The sequence below is a fragment of the Streptomyces sp. NPDC101227 genome, assembly GCF_044767545.1.
Lineage (GTDB): Bacteria > Actinomycetota > Actinomycetes > Streptomycetales > Streptomycetaceae > Streptomyces.
This window is the reverse complement of sequence record NZ_JBIWOD010000016.1, coordinates 76,363-94,743: the sequence shown is the minus strand read 5'-3', so window position 1 is coordinate 94,743 and position 18,381 is coordinate 76,363. Positions and strand designations below refer to the sequence as shown.

At 71.5% G+C, this 18,381-nt stretch carries 16 protein-coding genes; 6 read left to right on the top strand and 10 right to left on the bottom strand.

Going from position 1 to position 18,381, the window contains the following annotated elements:
- Nucleotides 1-24: 24 nt before the first annotated feature.
- The 6 genes from whiA to ACIRPT_RS30625 form a co-directional block, all read right to left on the bottom strand.
- Nucleotides 25-1,014, bottom strand: coding sequence for a DNA-binding protein WhiA (whiA, locus tag ACIRPT_RS30650; protein ID WP_018091880.1), 990 nt, complete (start codon nucleotides 1,012-1,014; stop codon nucleotides 25-27).
- Complete coding sequence (gene yvcK, locus ACIRPT_RS30645; RefSeq protein ID WP_403832930.1) at nucleotides 1,005-2,069, bottom strand: uridine diphosphate-N-acetylglucosamine-binding protein YvcK; 1,065 nt, start codon at nucleotides 2,067-2,069, stop codon at nucleotides 1,005-1,007. Before yvcK ends, whiA begins: the two co-directional genes overlap by 10 nt.
- A complete protein-coding gene (gene rapZ, locus ACIRPT_RS30640; protein WP_403833160.1) occupies nucleotides 2,066-2,992 on the bottom strand; it encodes an RNase adapter RapZ in 927 nt (308 codons plus the stop codon). The genes yvcK and rapZ overlap by 4 nt, the downstream gene beginning before the upstream one ends.
- Before the next feature lie 14 nt (nucleotides 2,993-3,006).
- Nucleotides 3,007-5,058: an excinuclease ABC subunit UvrC gene (uvrC, locus tag ACIRPT_RS30635; protein WP_403832927.1), complete on the bottom strand. Its 2,052-nt coding sequence runs from the start codon at nucleotides 5,056-5,058 to the stop codon at nucleotides 3,007-3,009.
- Between the two features lie 265 nt (nucleotides 5,059-5,323).
- Nucleotides 5,324-6,175 (bottom strand): hypothetical protein, encoded by an 852-nt coding sequence (locus tag ACIRPT_RS30630; RefSeq protein ID WP_403832924.1) that lies wholly within the window; start codon nucleotides 6,173-6,175, stop codon nucleotides 5,324-5,326.
- 4 nt (nucleotides 6,176-6,179) lie between these two features.
- On the bottom strand, nucleotides 6,180-6,818 hold the full coding sequence (locus ACIRPT_RS30625) for a papain-like cysteine protease family protein (RefSeq protein WP_403832921.1): 639 nt from the start codon (nucleotides 6,816-6,818) through the stop codon (nucleotides 6,180-6,182).
- Between the two features lie 242 nt (nucleotides 6,819-7,060).
- Between ACIRPT_RS30625 and ACIRPT_RS30620 the strand changes: the two genes are divergently transcribed.
- Complete coding sequence (locus ACIRPT_RS30620; protein WP_403832919.1) at nucleotides 7,061-7,999, top strand: hypothetical protein; 939 nt, start codon at nucleotides 7,061-7,063, stop codon at nucleotides 7,997-7,999.
- 22 nt (nucleotides 8,000-8,021) lie between these two features.
- Here the strand turns inward: ACIRPT_RS30620 and ACIRPT_RS30615 are convergent, their stop codons facing one another.
- Nucleotides 8,022-8,426: a Rieske (2Fe-2S) protein gene (locus ACIRPT_RS30615; RefSeq protein ID WP_403832916.1), complete on the bottom strand. Its 405-nt coding sequence runs from the start codon at nucleotides 8,424-8,426 to the stop codon at nucleotides 8,022-8,024.
- Between the two features lie 448 nt (nucleotides 8,427-8,874).
- Between ACIRPT_RS30615 and ACIRPT_RS30610 the strand changes: the two genes are divergently transcribed.
- Together ACIRPT_RS30610 and ACIRPT_RS30605 are read left to right on the top strand one after the other, a co-directional pair.
- On the top strand, nucleotides 8,875-9,123 hold the full coding sequence (locus ACIRPT_RS30610) for a LacI family DNA-binding transcriptional regulator (protein ID WP_403832914.1): 249 nt from the start codon (nucleotides 8,875-8,877) through the stop codon (nucleotides 9,121-9,123).
- Entirely contained in the window at nucleotides 9,120-10,091 is a 972-nt protein-coding gene (locus tag ACIRPT_RS30605) for a carbohydrate kinase (RefSeq protein WP_403832911.1), read from the top strand. Before ACIRPT_RS30610 ends, ACIRPT_RS30605 begins: the two co-directional genes overlap by 4 nt.
- Nucleotides 10,092-10,158: 67 nt before the next feature.
- On the opposite strand, the gene uvrA is transcribed toward ACIRPT_RS30605, so the two are convergent.
- Together uvrA and ACIRPT_RS30595 are read right to left on the bottom strand one after the other, a co-directional pair.
- The gene (gene uvrA, locus ACIRPT_RS30600) at nucleotides 10,159-13,158 is read right to left on the bottom strand and encodes an excinuclease ABC subunit UvrA (protein WP_403832909.1); all 3,000 of its coding nucleotides are present in this window, start codon (nucleotides 13,156-13,158) and stop codon (nucleotides 10,159-10,161) included.
- A 286-nt stretch (nucleotides 13,159-13,444) separates the two neighbouring features.
- Nucleotides 13,445-14,095: a TetR/AcrR family transcriptional regulator gene (locus ACIRPT_RS30595; RefSeq protein WP_403833157.1), complete on the bottom strand. Its 651-nt coding sequence runs from the start codon at nucleotides 14,093-14,095 to the stop codon at nucleotides 13,445-13,447.
- A gap of 159 nt (nucleotides 14,096-14,254) precedes the next feature.
- Here ACIRPT_RS30595 and ACIRPT_RS30590 point away from each other — a divergent pair, with 159 nt between their 5' ends.
- The 3 genes from ACIRPT_RS30590 to ACIRPT_RS30580 all read left to right on the top strand — a co-directional run bounded on the left by ACIRPT_RS30590 (nucleotide 14,255) and on the right by ACIRPT_RS30580 (nucleotide 17,320).
- Nucleotides 14,255-15,805, top strand: a complete 1,551-nt coding sequence (locus ACIRPT_RS30590) for an FAD-dependent monooxygenase (RefSeq protein ID WP_403832907.1) — start codon at nucleotides 14,255-14,257, stop codon at nucleotides 15,803-15,805.
- Between the two features lie 117 nt (nucleotides 15,806-15,922).
- Entirely contained in the window at nucleotides 15,923-16,654 is a 732-nt protein-coding gene (locus ACIRPT_RS30585; protein ID WP_403832904.1) for a maleylpyruvate isomerase family mycothiol-dependent enzyme, read from the top strand.
- A gap of 9 nt (nucleotides 16,655-16,663) precedes the next feature.
- Complete coding sequence (locus ACIRPT_RS30580; RefSeq protein WP_403832901.1) at nucleotides 16,664-17,320, top strand: MBL fold metallo-hydrolase; 657 nt, start codon at nucleotides 16,664-16,666, stop codon at nucleotides 17,318-17,320.
- 67 nt (nucleotides 17,321-17,387) lie between these two features.
- Here the strand turns inward: ACIRPT_RS30580 and ACIRPT_RS30575 are convergent, their stop codons facing one another.
- Complete coding sequence (locus tag ACIRPT_RS30575) at nucleotides 17,388-18,371, bottom strand: TerC family protein (RefSeq protein WP_403832899.1); 984 nt, start codon at nucleotides 18,369-18,371, stop codon at nucleotides 17,388-17,390.
- Nucleotides 18,372-18,381: the final 10 nt, after the last annotated feature.

Below are 18,381 nucleotides of genomic sequence, written 5' to 3'. Positions count from 1 at the left end.
CAGGGGCGCACGGAACACGGTCCGTCAGCCGACCATGCCCTCGGCCAGCTCCTCGGTGAGGTTGGACTCGGTGCCGGGGATGCCGAGGTCCTGGGCACGCTTATCGGCCATCGCCAGCAGACGACGGATCCGGCCGGCGACGGCATCCTTGGTCAGCGGCGGATCGGCGAGGGCGCCCAGCTCCTCCAGGGAGGCCTGCTTGTGCTCCATGCGCAGCCGGCCGGCCGCCGCGAGATGCTCGGGGACCTCCTCGCCGAGGATCTCCAGCGCCCGCTGGACCCGGGCGCCGGCCGCGACCGCGGCGCGCGCCGAACGACGGAGGTTGGCGTCGTCGAAGTTGGCGAGGCGGTTGGCGGTGGCCCGCACCTCGCGGCGCATCCGCCGCTCCTCCCAGGCCAGCACCGACTCATGGGCGCCCAGCCGCGTCAGCAGCGCGCCGATCGCATCACCGTCACGGACGACAACGCGGTCCACCCCGCGCACCTCGCGGGCCTTCGCGCCGATGCCCAGCCGGCGGGCCGCGCCGACCAGCGCCAGCGCCGCCTCGGGCCCGGGGCAGGTGACCTCCAGGGACGAGGAGCGGCCGGGCTCGGTGAGCGAACCATGGGCCAGGAAGGCGCCGCGCCAGGCCGCCTCGGCGTCGCAGGTCGCGCCGGAGACCACCTGTGGGGGCAGCCCGCGGATGGGGCGGCCGCGGCCGTCAACCAGGCCCGTCTGCCGGGCCAGCTGATCGCCGCCGGCCACCACCCGTACGACATAGCGGCTGCCGCGCCGCAGGCCGCCGGGGGCCATCACCACCAGGTCGGAGGAGTGCCCGAAGATCTCCAGGATGTCCTTGCGCAGCCGCCGGGCGGCGATGCCCGTGTCCAGCTCCGCCTCGATCACAATGCGGCCGCTGACCAGGTGCAGACCACCCGCGAACCGCAGGATCGACGAGACCTCCGACTTCCGGCAGCAGGTCCGGGTGACGGGGAGCCGGGAGATTTCATCCTTCACCGCAGCCGTCATCGCCATGGGCCGATCCTTCCATGCATCCGAAAAATACGGTCATACGCGGCTGCCAGCAGCTCCGGGTCGTGCCGGTCGGGCGGCGGCCCGGCACTCGGCCGGGCGTCGTCTCCTTGTGCGGCGACCGCAGCCAGCTCGACCTCGCTGCCCACCAGCTGCTTGGCGGCAACCGTCAGACCTTCGATGTCGGGCACGGCGGCCTGGTCGGCCAGCACCACGTCGAAGGCGAGTTTAGGGGCGTGTCGGGCCAAAACCTCCAAATGACGCTGCGGTGAGAAGCCATCGGTTTCGCCCGGCTGGGGAGCAAGGTTGAGCGAAAGGACCTTTCGGGCCTTGGTCTCCTCCAGGGCCTCGCGCAACTCCGGCACCAGCAGATGCGGGATCACGGACGAGAACCAGGAGCCGGGACCCAGCACCACCCAGTCGGCATCGCGCACCGCGGCGACCGCCTCGGGAACGGCCGGCGGGTCCTCCGGAACCACATGGACGGAGAGCACCTCGCCGCGGGTGAGCGCGACGGTGGCCTGGCCGCGGACCGTGGTGACCTCGTCCGGACGCGCCACCTCATGGCCCCTGACCTGGGCCTGGAGCTCCAGAGGCACCGCCGACATGGGCAGCACCCGGCCCTGCGCACCGAGCAGCTTGCCGACCAGGTCGAGCGCCTGGACATGATCGCCGAGCTGCTCCCACAGGGCGACGATCAGCAGATTGCCGACGGCGTGGTCGTGCAGCTCACCCTCGGACTGGAAACGGTGCTGGATCACCCGGGCCCAGGTCTGGCCCCACTCGTCGTCGCCGCACAGCGCCGCCAGCGCCTTGCGCAGATCACCGGGCGGCAGAACCCCCAGCTCATCGCGCAGCCGGCCACTGGAGCCGCCGTCGTCGGCGACCGTGACGACGGCCGTCAGATCGCCCGTGATCCGGCGCAGCGCGGCAAGCGAGGCGGACAGACCCATACCGCCCCCGAGCGCCACCACCTTGGGGGTGGCGCCCTTCTTCGCCGTACGGCCGCCGGGAACGAACCTGCGGACGCGGCGCAGCCGCGGCGTACGGCCGGTCATTCGCGCCCCATGTCCCGGTGGACGACGACCGTTTCGACGCCCTCGGTCACCAGGCGGCTGGCCAGTTTCTCGGACATGGCGACACTGCGGTGCTTACCGCCCGTACAGCCGACCGCGATGGTCACATAGCGCTTGCCCTCACGGCGGTAGCCCTCGGCGACGATGCGCAGCAGCTCGGCGTAGCCGTCCAGGAACTCCTTGGAACCGGGCTGGTTGAAGACGTAGTCGGAGACCTCTTCGTTCAGGCCCGTGAAGGGGCGCAGCTCCGGAACCCAGTGCGGGTTGGGGATGAAGCGGCAGTCGATGACCATGTCGGCGTCGACCGGAAGGCCGTACTTGAAGCCGAAGGACATGACCGTGGCGCGCAGCTCGGGGACCTCCTCGCCGGCGAACTGGGCGTCCAGCTTGGCGCGCAGCTCATGGACGTTGAGGCTGGAGGTGTCGATGACCAGGTCGGCGTCGCCCCGCAGCTCGCGCAGCAGATCGCGCTCGGCGGCGATGCCGTCGACGATCCGGCCGTCGCCCTGGAGGGGATGCGGGCGGCGCACCGACTCGAAGCGGCGCACCAGGGCTTCGTCGGAGGACTCCAGGAAGACGATGCGGCGCTTGACGTTCTGCGCGTCGAGGGTCGCCAGGGACTCCTTGAGATTGGCGAAGAAGCGACGGCCGCGGACATCCACGACGACGGCGATCTTGGCGACATTGCCCTGGGAGCGGGCGCCCAGCTCGACCATCGGCGGGATCAGCTCGGGCGGGATGTTGTCGACGACGAACCAGCCCAGGTCCTCCAGGCACTTGGCGGCCGTGCTCCGGCCCGCCCCCGACATACCGGAGATGATCACCAGTTCGGGGATGGCGGCGCTCTCGCCCTGATCGGTCGTGCCCGTACTCACCTGTGCACCGTCTTTCTCGGTTTCCTGCATTTCGTGCTCTGCGCTCATCGGTCCTGCCCCCGTTCTGCTGACAACGCGGCCGAGGGGACCCCGTCATCCTCAATGATCTCTCCTGTGGCGGTGTTCACCGCGGGGGCGGACGGAGCCGCCCCGGCCAGCGCCGCCGCAACCGTTTCCGCGGTCTTGCGGCCGACGCCCGGAACCTCGCAGATCTCGTCGATGGTGGCGGCCCGCAGCTTCTTGAGCGAACCGAAGTGCTTGAGCAACGCCTGGCGGCGGGTCTCACCCAGGCCCGCGACGGCGTCCAGCGGCGAGGACTTCAGCCGCTTGGTGCGCTTGCTGCGCTGGTAGGTGATGGCGAAGCGGTGCGCTTCGTCACGCACGCGCTGGAGGAGATAGAGGCCCTCGCTGCTACGGGGCAGCACGACCGGATCGTCGTCATCGGGCAGCCAGACCTCCTCGAGGCGCTTGGCCAGGCCGCAGACCGCGACATCGTCGATGCCGAGCTCGTCCAGGGCGCGGCGGGCGGCCGCCACCTGGGGAGCACCGCCGTCGACGACCACCAGCTGCGGCGGATAGGCGAACCGCTTGGGGCGGCCGTCCTCGTCCGTGGGGCGGCCGGCCATCGCATCCGGCGCGCCGTCGTCCTCCACGGGGGCCTCGTCGGCCGGCTCCTCCGTCCACTCCCCCGACTTCTGCTTCTCCTGGAGGTAGCGCTTGAAGCGGCGGCGGATGACCTCGTGCATGGAGCGGACATCGTCCTGCCCCTCGAAGGTCTTGATCTGGAAGCGGCGGTATTCGCTCTTCCGGGCGAGGCCGTCCTCGAAGACCACCATGGAAGCGACGACATCCTCGCCCTGGAGGTGGGAGATGTCGAAGCACTCGATGCGCAGCGGCACCGCGTCCAGCCCGAGGGCCCGGGCGATCTCCTCCAGGGCCCGCGAGCGGGTCGTCAGGTCCGAGGCGCGTTTGGTCTTGTGCAGGCCCAGGGCCTGCTGGGCATTGCGCTGGACCGTGGCCATCAGGTCCTTCTTGTCGCCGCGCTGCGGGATACGCAGCGAGACCTGGGAGCCCCGGCGGCCGGCGAGCCACTCCTGGACCGGCTCGACGGGCTCGGGCAGCGCCGGAACCAGGACTTCCTTCGGAACGGCGTCGCCCCGCTCCTCGCCGTAGAGCTGCTGGAGCGCATGCTCGACGAGACCCGCGGTCGTGACGGCCTCCACCTTGTCGGTGACCCAGCCGCGCTGGCCGCGCACCCGCCCGCCACGGACGTGGAAGATCTGGACGGCGGCCTCGAGTTCGTCCTCGGCGACGGCGATCAGATCGGCGTCCGTGGCGTCCGCGAGCACCACGGCGCTCTTCTCCATGGCCCGCTTGAGCGCACCTATGTCGTCGCGCAGCCGGGCCGCCCGCTCGTACTCCATCTCCTCCGCCGCGTCCTGCATCCGCCGCTCCAGGCGGCGGATGTACGCGCCCGTGCGGCCCGCCATGAAGTCACAGAACTCCTCGGCGAGTTCGCGGTGCTCCGTCGCGGAGACCCGGCCGACGCAGGGCGCCGAGCACTTGCCGATGTAGCCGAGCAGACAGGGACGGCCGATCTGGGCGGAACGCTTGAAGACACCGGCGGAGCACGTGCGTACGGGGAAGACCCGCAGCATCAGATCGACGGTCTCCCGGATCGCCCAGGCATGGCCGTACGGGCCGAAATAGCGCACGCCCTTCTTCTTGGCGCCACGCATCACCTGGACCCGAGGAAACTCCTCGTTGAGGGTCACCGCGAGATACGGATAGCTCTTGTCGTCGCGGTACTTGACGTTGAAGCGGGGGTCGAACTCCTTGATCCAGCTGTACTCGAGCTGGAGCGCCTCGACCTCCGTGGACACGACAGTCCACTCCACCGAGGCGGCCGTGGTGACCATCGTGCGCGTACGCGGATGGAGTCCGGCCAGGTCCTGGAAGTAGTTGGCCAGGCGCTGGCGCAGGCTCTTCGCCTTGCCGACGTAGATGACCCGGCCGTGGTCGTCCCGGAACTTATAGACCCCCGGCGAGTCGGGGATCTGTCCCGGCTTGGGTCGGTAGCTGCTGGGGTCTGCCATGCCCACCACCCTACTGACCGCCACTGACATTCACGGTCGGCAGAGCGATCCGGGACGGGGGGCGGGGGCGTACGGGGCGGGGAGGGGGCCCTCGCGGGGGCGGGGACTGGGCCGACGCGGGCCCCGGGGCGGGGCCCGCGAGCCGTGGCCGGGCCGGCCCCCGCCCCCACCCCCCGTCACCCTGCCCTCCCCCCTTCGGGGGGAGGGCAGGGTGGGGGCGGGGGAGGGTGTGTGGGTGGGGTGGGGGGCGGAAGCCGCGCTTCCGTCAGCCGCTGCGCCGCCTCCTCAGCGCCGCGGCGCCGCAGAGGCCCAGCGCCAGCAGCGCGGCGGCGCCCGCGACGGTCGAGGCGGCGGTGACCGGCATGCCCGCGCCCACGAGCTCATCGGCCCCGGCGCGCTCCGCGCGGGAGCCCGCCCTCACCGGCGCCCCCTTCCGGGCGCCGGCCGCCGGTCCGTACCCCCCGGCCTCGCCGCGCTTGTCGTACGCGGAGCCGGGAAGCTTGTCGCCGTACGCCTTCGCCACCCGCTTCCGGTAGGCGGCGACGGTGCTGCCGTGCGCCCCGACGGCCTTGCGGGCGTCCGGGTCCAGCGGCTCGATGCGGTCGCCGCGCTGTACGTACCAGGCATCGATCTGCGGCTCCCGGAAGACCGTCCCGGTCCCGCCGCCGGCAGCCACGTAACGGGTCTCGTCGTCCCCGTCGGCGATATTGACGACCTTCCAGGTGGCGCCCCGCCGCACCGTCCACACCGAGGCCGTCCGCCCGTCGGCGGCGACCGCCTTGCTGGCGAGGAACTCCAGTCGGGCGACGGGGGCGTTGGCCTTGCCGCGGACGAAGTCGGGGGACAGGACGTATACGGGGACGGCGCCGCCCTCGATGTGCGCCCGGCCCGGAGTGGCGGCGCGGGCGCCACCGGGCGCATGGGCGAAGAACCGGGCGAGGGTGTCGAGGGTCGCGGGCGCGGTGGCCGCTTCGTGGGCGGCGGCGACGGCCGCGCGGGGCGGTGCCGCGGGAGCGTCGGCGGCCCGTGCGGCGTACGGGGCGGCGGCGATGAGCGCGGCGGCGAACGTTCCCGTGGCGGCGGCGCGAAGTGCGGTGCGCGCGGTGCGCTTCGGCATGGCCTCAGGCCCCTATCCGGTAGAGGGAGTGCGTCCAGGAGAAGGAGCTGCCGTTCACGTAGTAGTCGTAGTCGCCCCAGTTGTAGCGGCTGTTGTCGGCCCAGGGGTCGCCCCAGTAGACCCAGTTGTCGGCCGTGTCGAAGCCGTAGATGACGTGCATATGGCCGCCGCCGGAGGACCACTCGATGCGGGTCTCGATGGGCCGGTTGGCGTTGATCTCGCTCTGCACGGTGCTGTAGCGCAGGTATCCGGTCACATAGGAACCGGAGTTGATGCCCATCCAGTCGAATGCGTTCTGCACATTGCCGAGCGTGGCCTGATTGTTGGGGCAGGTCGTGTTCTGCTGGCGGCCGAAGGCGGCGTTGCAGAACTGGTTCTGGCTGTAGTTCCGGCCGTACCAGGCCGCGATGGTGTTGCCGGAGCCGGCCCAGCACCAGTTGGTCTTCTGCTGGGCCTGCATCGAGATGTCGAGACGGTTGGCCGCGGACGCCTTCCTGGTGGCGATGGCGGCGTGCGCCGGGGGCGTGGCCGCCGAAGCGGTCGCTCCCGGAAGCGTGGTGAGCGCCGTGAAAGCGGCGGCGGTGAGCGCCGCTGCCGACAGCCATCTGCGGCGCGCGAGACGTGCGTGGGGGGCACGGGTCATGGCGTTCCTCCCGAGACGGGGGGTGAGGGGGTGAGAGGAGCGCATCCGGATGCTGCTGAGGAGCATCGGGTGTTGTCGCACGCGGGTCAACACGCTTCAATGCGAGGTGATATGCGGGTGTGGACGGACGGGCCCGGATGTGAACGTCCGGTGCCCGGCGTACTGCAGTGAACAGGCGGTCAGAGCGCACGGCGTGCGAGCCGGTTGTGAACATTCACCAGCGCGCCGGAGGAATTGAGGCAATGGCACAGAACACCCCCGAATCGGCCGAGCTGGACCAGCTGCTGCGGACCGGGCCGTTCCATCTGGCGCTGCGCAGCGCGCTGACCGCCCGCGGCCTCGCGCTGACCCGCGTCCAGCACAAACTCGCCCAGCGCGGCATCAAGGTCGGGGTGACCAGCCTGAGCTACTGGCAGCAGGGCGCCCGGCGGCCGCAGCGCCCCGAATCGCTGCGGGCGGTGCGCGCCCTGGAAGAGGTCCTGGAGCTGCCCGCGCGGTCGCTGCACCGCCTCCTGGTGCCCGAAGGCGGCGCCCGCCCCGAGGCCGAACGCCCCACCGCACGCTCGTACCGCTCCCTGATGGCGCCCGCCGGCGCGCTGCACCAGCTGTTCGCCGAGCTGGAGACCCCCGCGGACGGCGGGCTGCACACCGTCGGCCATCACGAACGGGTCCTGATCGGGCCGCGCCGCGAGCTGCGCGCCCGAGAATCGCTGCAGGTCGTGCGCGCCCACCGGGACGACGTCGACCGCTATGTCGCCATCCACCGGGGCGATACGGGCTGCGATCCGTCCCGGGTGCGCGTGCGGGCGGCGGAGAACTGCCGGCTGGGCCGGGTGCGCGGCGACGCGGACACCGGCGTGGTGGTCGCCGAGCTGCTCTTCGACGCCCGGCTGCGGGCCGGCGACACCCATGTCTTCGGGTACCTCTTCGAGGACGGCAGCGGCGGCCCCAGCACCGAGTACGTACGGGGCTTCAGCTTCGCGGGCGGCCAGTACGTCCTTCAGGTGCGCTTCGACGAGGCGGCGCTGCCGGTGCGCTGCCGCCGCTTCGCCCAGGTCTCGGCCGGCGCCCCGCGCAGCGCCCAGCGAGAGCTGACGCTCGGCGGCACCCACCGGGCCGTCCACCTGGTGGAGCAGGGCGTACGGCCCGGAATACTGGGCATCGGCTGGGACTGGGGGTGAGACTCCCCGGCCGGCCGGGGCCTCAGCCCGCGATCAGCTTCCCGTTCTTCGTCTTGACCGGCACCTCAGGCAACGGCTCGGTCGCCGGGCCCTGGATGACCTGACCGGTGGTGACGTCGAAACGGCTGCCGTGGCAGGGGCAGCTGCCTTCGTTCTTCTGGACCTCGGCGAGGACGCAGCCCCGGTGGGTGCACTTGGCGCCGAAGCACTTGTACTCGCCCTTGGCCGGCTGCGAGACGACGAGCCGGTCCTCGCGGTAGAGCTTGGCGCCGCCGACCGGCACCTCGGCGGCGGCTCCCAGCTCGACGGGCTTGTCCGGCACCGCCGACTCCTCGGCGCCCGGGGAGCAGGCCGCCACCCCGAAGCCGGCGACACCCGCGAGCGCGGCACCGCGCAGCACGGTTCGGCGGGCGGGTGACTGGCTCATGGCTGCTCCAGGGGGGGGTCCGGGGTCAGGGGCGGATGGCCGGCTCCCGACGATACCGGCGCTGATTGTTCCGCTTCCGGCGGGGCCGGGCGCCCGCGCCGCGGCTCCCGCCCGGCCTCCCCAAGACTGCGGGCCTTGGCCTTGCGGCGCTTGCGCTTGGCTCACGGCGCCCGACCCTGCGGCCGTTGGCCCTCCGGCCCTTGCTCCTGCGGCCCTGGGTCTCCGGTACCGGCCGCCGGACGCGGAGGGACGCGCGCGGCGTCGCACCGGCGGAGCACGGAGGGCGTGCGCCGTACCGGCTCGGTGTGCCGAGGAGGCATGCTTGCACGTAAGCGTTTACGTGCAGCCTTGGGGAGTCGTACTGTGGTGCCCTCGCAGGGCGGCGGCCAGGCGCGCCCGCCATGGGCCGGACCGTGGTGGCGCGGCGGCCCCGGGGAGGAAGAGCCGGATGACAACGATGGTGGACGTGGCACGGCGCGCGGGCGTCTCCGTCGTCACGGTCCCGCGTGCGCCGGACGAGAGCCGCCCGGTACGCCCCAGTACCCGCGCCGCGGCGCTCGGCACCGTCGACGAACTGGGCCGCACGCACCACACCTCCGCGCGCCGCGCGTCGTGCGGCTGCCCCGAGGACGCACCGCCGCCGGCCGCGCCACCGGCCACTCCCCCGGCCGCCCAGGAAAGGAACCGCATCCCGTGATCGTCGTCGCCGGCGAGGCGCTGATCGACCTCGTCCCCAACCCTCAAGGCTCCTCGGGAAAGGGCCAGTTGCCCGCGCTGCTTCCGCGGCGCGGCGGCGGTCCGTACAACACCGCGGTCGCCCTGGGGCGGCTGGGTTCGCCCACCGCGTTCTGCTCGCGGGTCTCGACCGACGCCTTCGGCGAGGCGCTGCTGGAGGGGCTGCGGGCCGATGGTGTGGACACCCGCCTGGTGCAGCGCGGCGACGAGCCGACCACGCTCGCGGTGGCGGACATCAGCCCGGACGGCTCGGCCGGATACGGGTTCTATGTGGCGGGCACCGCCGACCGGCTCTTCGCCCTGCCTCCCGCGCTGCCGGACGGGGTCCGCGCACTCTCGCTCGGCACCTGCTCGCTGGCGCTGGAGCCGGGGGCGAGCGCGTACGAGGCGCTGCTGCGGCGGGAGGCCGGGCGGGGGGTGTGCACGGCGCTCGACCCGAACATCCGGGCCGGCCTGATCCCGGACGCGGACGCCTACCGGGCCCGCTTCCGGTCCTGGCTGCCGTATCTGACCGTGCTGAAGCTGTCGGAGGAGGATGCGGGGTGGCTGGCGGGCGCGGGGGACGGGCCGGGCCGGCCGGGCGGGGCCCGGGACGCGGTCGCGGCCGTGGCCAGGGGATGGCTGGGTTACGGTCCGGCGGCGATCGTCATCACCCGGGGCGGCGACGGACTGACGGTGCTGACGCCGGGCGGCGGCGAGGTCAGCGTGCCCGGCCGCCGGATCGAGGTGGTGGACACCATCGGCGCGGGCGACACCGTCAATGCGGCGCTGCTGCACCGGCTGGACGCCCATGACGCCCTCTCGCGCGAGGGCGTCGCCGCGCTCGGCCCCGACGACTGGCGCGACATCCTCGGTTTCGCCGCCCGTGCCGCCGCCGTCACCTGCTCCCGGGCGGGCGCGGAACCTCCGTACGCGGCGGATCTCGCCTGAGGCGCACCGCGGGCGCGGGGCGGACGGACGGCCCATTCGCCGGGCCATCCGTCCGGCCCGCTCGGCGTCAGGAGAGCCTGCGGGCCTTCGCCGCCGCCTTCTTGGCCACCGTCTTCTTCGCCGCGGCCGTCCTGGCCGCACTGACCTTGGTGGAATTCGCCTTGGTCACCGGCTTCTTCGCGGCCGCCTTCTTCGCCGGCTTCCCCGACGTCGCGGCGTCGCTGACCCGGTCGCCGAGGATCTCCCGCAGGAACTTGCCGGTATGGCTGGCCGGGATCGATGCGATCTCCTCCGGCGTGCCCTCGGCGACGACCAGTCCGCCGCCGTTGCCGCCTTCGGGGCCCATGTCGATGACCCAGTCCGCCGTCTTGATCACATCGAGGTTGTGCTCGATGACGATGACGGAGTTGCCCTTCTCGACCAGCCCGGACAGCACCGTGATCAGCTTGCTGATGTCCTCGAAGTGCAGGCCGGTGGTCGGCTCGTCCAGGACATAGACCGTACGGCCCGTCGAACGCTTCTGGAGCTCGCTCGCCAGCTTCACCCGCTGCGCCTCACCACCGGAGAGGGTCGGCGCGGACTGGCCGAGCCGGACATAGCCCAGACCGACCTCGTGCAGGGTCTTCAGATGCCGGGAGATGGTCGGCACCGCCTCGAAGAAGTCCAGCGCCTCCTCGATGGGCATGTCCAGCACCTCGGCGATGGACTTGCCCTTGTAGTGGACCTCCAGCGTCTCGCGGTTGTAGCGCGCGCCGTGGCAGACCTCGCACGGCACATACACATCCGGCAGGAAGTTCATCTCGATCTTGATCGTGCCGTCGCCGGAGCAGTTCTCGCAGCGGCCGCCCTTGACGTTGAAGGAGAAGCGTCCCGGCAGATAGCCGCGGACCTTGGCCTCCATCGTCTCCGCGAACAGCTTGCGGACATGATCGAAGACACCGGTGTACGTCGCCGGGTTGGAGCGCGGCGTCCGGCCGATGGGCGACTGGTCGACATGGACGACCTTGTCGACGAGGTCGTCGCCGTCCACCCGGGTGTGCCGTCCGGGGACCGACTTGGCGCCGTTCAGCTCGCGCGCCAGGTGGGTGTAGAGGATGTCGTTGACCAGCGTCGACTTGCCCGAGCCGGAGACGCCGGTGACGGCGGTCAGCACGCCGAGCGGGAAGGAGACGTCGATGTCCTGGAGGTTGTTCTCCTTCGCGCCGTGCACGGTCAGCTGCCGGGACGGATCCGCGGGCCGGCGGATGTCGGGCGTCGCGATGGACCGCTTGCCGGACAGATACTGCCCGGTGATCGACTCCTTGTTGGTCAGCAGCTCCTTGAGCGGACCGCTGTGGACGACCTTGCCGCCGTGCTCACCGGCGCCGGGGCCGATGTCGACGACCCAGTCGGAGGTCTTGATGGTGTCCTCGTCGTGCTCCACCACGATCAGGGTGTTGCCGAGGTCACGCAGCCGTACCAGGGTCTCGATCAGCCGGTGGTTGTCGCGCTGGTGCAGGCCGATCGAGGGCTCGTCCAGGACGTAGAGCACGCCCACCAGGCCGGAGCCGATCTGGGTGGCGAGCCGGATGCGCTGGGCCTCGCCGCCGGAGAGGGTGCCCGCCGCGCGGTTCAGCGAGAGGTAGTCCAGGCCGACGTCGACCAGGAACTTCAGCCGCTCGTTGACCTCCTTGAGGACCCGCTCGGCGATCTTCTTCTCGCGGGCGTTGAGCGTCATCTCGCGCAGGAAGTCGGCGCAGTCGCTGATCGACATGGCCGCGACCTCGGCGATGGAGCGCTCCTGCACCGTGACCGCGAGGACTATCGGCTTGAGCCGGGTGCCCTCACAGGTCGGGCAGGGCACCTCGCGCATATAGCCCTCGAAGCGCTCGCGGCTGCTGTCGCTCTCGGCCTCGCTGTGCCGCCGCTTGATGAACGGCACGGCTCCCTCGAAGGGGGTGGTGTAGGCCCGCTGGCGGCCGTAGCGGTTGCGGTAGCGCACCTCGATCTGGGTCTTGTGGCCGTGCAGCAGCGCCTTCTTGGCGCGGGCCGGGAGGCCGGCCCAGGGGATGTCCGTACGGAATCCGAGGGCGTCCGCCAGCGCGTCGACCAGGCGGCCGAAGTACTCCTTGGTGTGGCCGCCCGACCAGGGGTGGATGGCGCCCTCGTCGAGGGAGCGGTCCTCGTCGGGGATGATCAGCTCGGGGTCGACCTCCATGCGCGTGCCGATGCCGGTGCAGTCCGGGCAGGCGCCGAAGGGGGAGTTGAAGGAGAAGGAGCGCGGCTCCAGCTCCTCGAAGGACAGGTCGTCGTAGGCGCAGTACAGATGCTCCGAATACATCCGCTCGCGCTGCGGGTCATCGGGGTCGAGATCGACGAAGTCGAGGATGACCATGCCGCCGGACAGGCCCAGGGCGGTCTCGACGGAGTCGGTCAGCCGGCGCTTGGCGCTCTCCTTGACCGTGAGGCGGTCGACGACCACCTCGATGGTGTGCTTCTCCTGCTTCTTCAGCTTCGGCGGCTCGGAGAGCTGGATGGTCTCGCCGTCGACCCTGGCCCGGCTGTAGCCCTTGGTCTGGAGGTCGGCGAAGAGGTCGACGAACTCGCCCTTGCGCTCGCGGACCAGCGGGGAGAGCACCTGGAAGCGGCTGCCCTCGGGCAGCTCGAGGACCTTGTCGACGATGGCCTGCGGCGACTGCCGGGCGATCGGCCGGGCGCACTCGGGACAGTGCGGCTTGCCGATACGGGCGAAGAGGAGCCGGAGGTAGTCGTAGACCTCGGTGATCGTGCCGACCGTCGAGCGGGGGTTGCGGGACGTCGACTTCTGGTCGATCGAGACCGCGGGGGACAGGCCCTCGATGAAGTCCACATCGGGCTTGTCCATCTGCCCGAGGAACTGCCGGGCGTAGGAGGAGAGCGACTCGACATAGCGCCGCTGCCCCTCGGCGAAGATCGTGTCGAAGGCGAGCGAGGACTTGCCCGACCCGGAGAGCCCCGTGAAGACGATGAGGGAGTCGCGGGGGAGGTCGAGCGAGACGTTGCGGAGGTTGTGCTCGCGAGCGCCACGGACGATGAGACGGTCGGCCACGCCGGTCGGCACCTTTCTTGGAGAGGGGCGGGAGCCGCGGCTCTGCGTCCGCCGCTCGGTGCCCGAGCAGAGGCGGCGGAGCGGAGCGGAGCCCCCGCCCCAGGGTATGGGGACCGCCGCGGCACTGTCTTTGTGATGCCATAACGAGCCTATAGCACGTGCATTCGATTTACGGTACGCGCAAGCCCTCTTCACCCAAACGTGTGGCGGCCCCACAACCTTCCCGCCCCGCCCCCGCCCCTCGGGCACCGCCCCGCGGCCGCGCCGGGCCGGAGATCGTCAGGCCTCAGCCCCCGGGCAGCGCCCGCTCCAGCGCATCGAAGGTCCGCCGCAGCACCGCCTCCTGGTCAACGGCCACCTCGTCGGCCGGGTCACCCTTGAGCTGCCGGGCCGCGGCACCGGCGTAGGCGACGCGGAACGCCGCGATGATCAGCGCCGCGGCCAGCCGGGAATCCGCGGAGGGACCGTCCACCGCCCCGGCCGCACCGCCCGCCGCCTCGTCGAGCAGCCCGGCCAGTGTGTTCTCCATCTCCTCCACCGCCTCGCGGCCCCGCGCCCGCAGGGCGGGCGAGTCCAGCACCGTCTGCCAGAAGTGCTCGAACCCCTCCCCCACGCCCCCCAGCGGATGCCGCCGCGCCAGCAGGCCGAGGGCGAGCCGGCGCAGCGCGGCGAGCGGCGTCTCGTCCGCCGCCCGCTCCCGGACCGCGCGGGTGAGCAGCTCCCGCCCCTCCGGGATCCGGTCGAGGAAGAGGTCCTCCTTGCGCGGGAAGTAGTTGAAGACGGTCATCGTGGACACCTCGGCGGCGCGTGCGACCTCGGCGACCGTGACGTTGTCGAAACCGCGCCGGATGAACAGCAGCGTGGCCTCGCCGGAGATCCGCTGCCTGGTCCGCAGCTTCTTGCGCTCGCGCAACGTCAGGTGCCCGCCCTCCTCCATGCCGCCGGCCTCCGCCGTGTACCCCGTCTCCTCCTGGCGCCCGCGCTCCCCCGGAAGCCCGGCCTCCTTCGCACGCCCGGCCCGTTCGCCGTCCACCACTCCGTCTCCCATGGCCATAATTTTAGCCGGAACAAATTTTTAGTGACTACAATCCATGCCATGAGCCATGACGCAGACGTAGTAGTGGCAGGGGGCGGCCCGGTGGGGCTGATGCTCGCCTGCGAGCTCGCACTGGCAGACGTAACGGTCGTCGTCCTGGAGCGGCTGACCGAAGTGGATACGACGATCAAGGCGGGGGCGATCAACTCCCCCAGTGCGGAGGCCCTTTACCGGCGCGGGATGCTGCCCGACCTGATGGAGGTGCAGCGCGCCGCATTCGAGAAATTCAGCGCGTTCATGCGGCAGCGGGGTGCCGCCGGCGCCTCCCAGGTGAAGGCGCCGCCGAAGTTCGCCGGCCACTTCGCCGGGATCATGCTCCGCGGCGACCTCCTGGACGAGTCGGATCCGGACTTCGGCACGAGCGGCCCGGCCGGCGACCTCGGCCTGATACCCCAGGAGGCACTGGAGCGGCTGCTCGCCGCCCGCGCCGCCGAGCTGGGCGTCGAGCTGCGCCGCGGGGTGACCCTGACCGGCTTCGACGCCGAGGAGGACGGCGTACACGTCCACACCTCGGACGGCTCGCTGCGCACCGGCTGGCTGGTGGGCTGCGACGGCGGCCGCAGCGCGGTCCGCCGGCTCGGCGGATTCCCGTTCCCCGGTACGGCCCCCGAGATCACCGGCCACCAGGCCATCGTCGAACTGACCGGCGCCGACGCCCTGGGAGTCGGCTGGAACTGGACCGCGACCGGGACGTATGTGCACGGCCCGATGCCCGGCCGGATCCTCACCGTGGAGTTCGACGGACCGCCCGCGGACCGCAGCGCGCCCGTCACCGCCGAGGAACTGCAGGCCGCCCTGCGGCACGTCTCCGGCGTGCCGGACGTCACGATCACCAAGGTCCACTCGGCCACCCGCTTCACGGACAACGCCCGCCAGGTGCCGGACTACCGCTCGGGTCGGGTGCTGCTGGCCGGGGACGCGGCGCATGTGCACTCGCCGTTCGGCGGGCAGGGCCTCAACCTCGGCCTCGGCGACGCGATGAACCTCGGCTGGAAGCTGGCCGCCACGGTCAAGGGCCGGGCGCCGGAGGGGCTGCTCGACACGTACACCACCGAGCGGCATCCGCTCGGCGCCTGGGTACTGGAATGGACCCGGGCCCAGGTGGCGCTGATGCGGCCGGAATCGCATACCCGCGCGCTGCGCAAGGTGATCGCGGAACTGACCGGCACGGTCGACGCCACCACCTTCTTCGCCAAGAAGATCTCCGGCGTCTGGCAGCGCTACGACCTGCCGGGCGACCACCCGCTGACCGGCGGCAGCGCGCCCGACCTGGAGCTGTCCGACGGCACCCGGCTCGCCGACCATCTGCGCGGCGGCCACGCCCTGTTGCTCGATCTCGCGGACGACCCCGAGGTCCGCAAGCGCGCCGCCGGGTACGGCGACCGGGTACGGCTGCACACGGCCGGCTGTCCGCAGCGGCCCGGCCTCACCGGTCTGCTGGTGCGCCCGGACGGCTGCACCGCCTGGGCGGCCGACGCCGGGGACACGCCCGACGGGCTCGACGCCGCGCTGCTGCGGTGGTTCGGGGGGCCGGACACCGCGGCGGCCTGAGCCGGGGCGGGCGGCGGCGCCTTCCGGCCTGCCGCCCGCCCTCCCTCCGCCCCCGCGTACGCCCCCGACGGCACCGGCCGACTCCCCAACTCGGCCCAGTGGCGCTACTTTCGGAGCATGACCACCACCCCGCAGGACTTCCCGCGCGACGCATCCGCCGTCCGTGAGGCCACCGACCGGCTCCTGGTCTCGGCCGGCAAACTGGACGACGAGGCGATCGCCGAACCGTCCCTGCTCCCCGGCTGGACCCGCGGCCATGTCCTCGCCCATCTCTCGCGTAACGCGGACGCCCTGGGCAACCTCCTGACCTGGGCCCGTACGGACGTCCGCACGCCCATGTACGCGAGCGAAACGGCCCGCGACACCGACATCGAGCGGGACGCCGACCGCCCGCTGGCCGACCACCTGGAGGACCTGCGGGAGAGCGCCGCCCGCTTCGACGCGGCGGCACGGTCCCTGCCGGACGACCGCCTGGCGTACCGGGTCGAGATGCGCAACGGCGTCGTCGAGCGCGCCGACCGTCTGGCGCTGCGCCGGCTGGCCGAGGTCGAGCTGCACCACATCGACCTGGGCGTCGGATACAGCCTCGACCAGCTGCTGCCCGTATTCGTCGAGGGCGAGCTGGACTTCCTGACCGCGGTGAAATTCGCCGGGCATCCGGCTCTGCCCGCCCTGGAGCTGGTGAGCGACGACGGCCGCCGCCGGCGCACCGGGCGTACGGACACCGGGGCCGCGCCCCTGGTGGTGACGGGTTCCGCGGCACAGCTGGTCGGCTGGCTGACCGGCCGCGACGACGGCGCCGGACTCGATGTCCCGGGCTCCGCCCTGCCCCCCGTTCCCCCGCTCTAGAGTGGCCTCATGGCCTACAGCGGAGCAGTGAAGGTCGGCGGACCGGCCGACGTGCATGAGCTGACCGACCTGATGATCTCGAAGGTCGCGGTCGGTCCGATGAACAACAACGCGTACCTACTGCGGTGCCGGGCCACGGACGAGCAGCTGCTGATCGATGCCGCCGCCGAGCCGCACACCCTGCTCGCGATGATCGGCGACAGCGGCATCGCCTCCGTGGTGACCACGCACCAGCACGGTGACCACTGGGGTGCGCTGCGCGAGGTGGTCGATGCGACGGGTGCGCGGACGTACGCGGGGCGGTACGACGCCGAGGGCATTCCGGTCCCCACGGACGTCCCGGTCGAGGACGGCGACACCATCAGCGTCGGGCATGTCCGACTGACCGCGCGCCACCTGGCCGGCCATACCCCGGGCAGCATCGCCCTGGTCTACGACGACCCGCACGGCGCCCCGCATCTGTTCACCGGGGACTGCCTCTTCCCCGGTGGCGTCGGCAACACCTGGGGCGACGCGAAGAACTTCGCCAGCCTGATCGGCGATGTGGAGGCCAAACTCTTCGACCGGCTGCCCGATGAGACCTGGGTCTATCCGGGCCACGGCGACGACACCACGCTCGGTGCCGAGCGGCCGCATCTGCCGGAGTGGCGCGAGCGCGGCTGGTAGGCGCGCACGGTCGCGGCCGGTGGCCCCGTATCCGTACGGGACCACCGGCCGCGAAACCGCGTGGCCGTCAGGCGTGGACGTCGTCCTTGGCCTTCGCCTCGGTGGCCGCCTGCTTCTTCGAGGCACGCAGGCTGGTGATCGTCGTGACGACGAGGACGGCGCAGATGACGCCCAGCGACACCGGAATGCTGATCTCCGGAACGGCCACCCCGGACTCGTGCAGCGCATGCAGCACGAGCTTCACGCCGATGAACCCGAGGATCACCGACAGGCCGTACGAGAGGTGGACCAGCTTCTTGAGCAGCCCGCCGATCAGGAAGTACAGCTGACGCAGGCCCATCAGGGCGAAGGCGTTGGCGGTGAAGACGATGTACGGGTCCTGGGTGAGGCCGAAGATCGCCGGGATGGAGTCCAGCGCGAAGAGGACGTCCGTCGTGCCGATCGCCAGCATGACGATCAGCATCGGCGTCATCAGCCGCCTGCCGTTCTCGACGATGAACAGCTTGGTGCCGTGGTACGTGTCGGTCGACGGGAAGCGCTTCTCGACCATCTTGAGGAAGCGGTTCTCCTCGAACTCCTCGTCCTCCTCCTCGGCGCGCGCCTCCTTGATGAGCTTCCACGCGGTCCAGATGAGGAACGCGCCGAAGATGTAGAACACCCAGGAGAAGTTGGCGATGATCGCGGCGCCGGCGCCGATGAAGCCGGCGCGCAGCACCAGCGCGATCAGCACACCGACCATCAGCACCCGCTGCTGGTAGATCGCGGGGACCGCGAACTTCGCCATGATCAGTACGAAGACGAAGAGGTTGTCGACGCTCAGGGACTTCTCGGTGATGAAGCCCGCGAAGAACTCACCGGCGGGCGCGGTGCCGCTGAAGACCAGCAGCCCGAGTCCGAAGAGCGCGGCGAGCGCGATCCAGACACCGGTCCAGATTCCGGCCTCCTTGAGGGAGACCTCGTGCGGTTTACGGCCGCCGATGAAGAAATCGGCGGCGATCAGGGCACACAGACCAAGGATGGTCAGCACCCACAGGGTCAGGGAAACGTCCACTGCTCCTCCG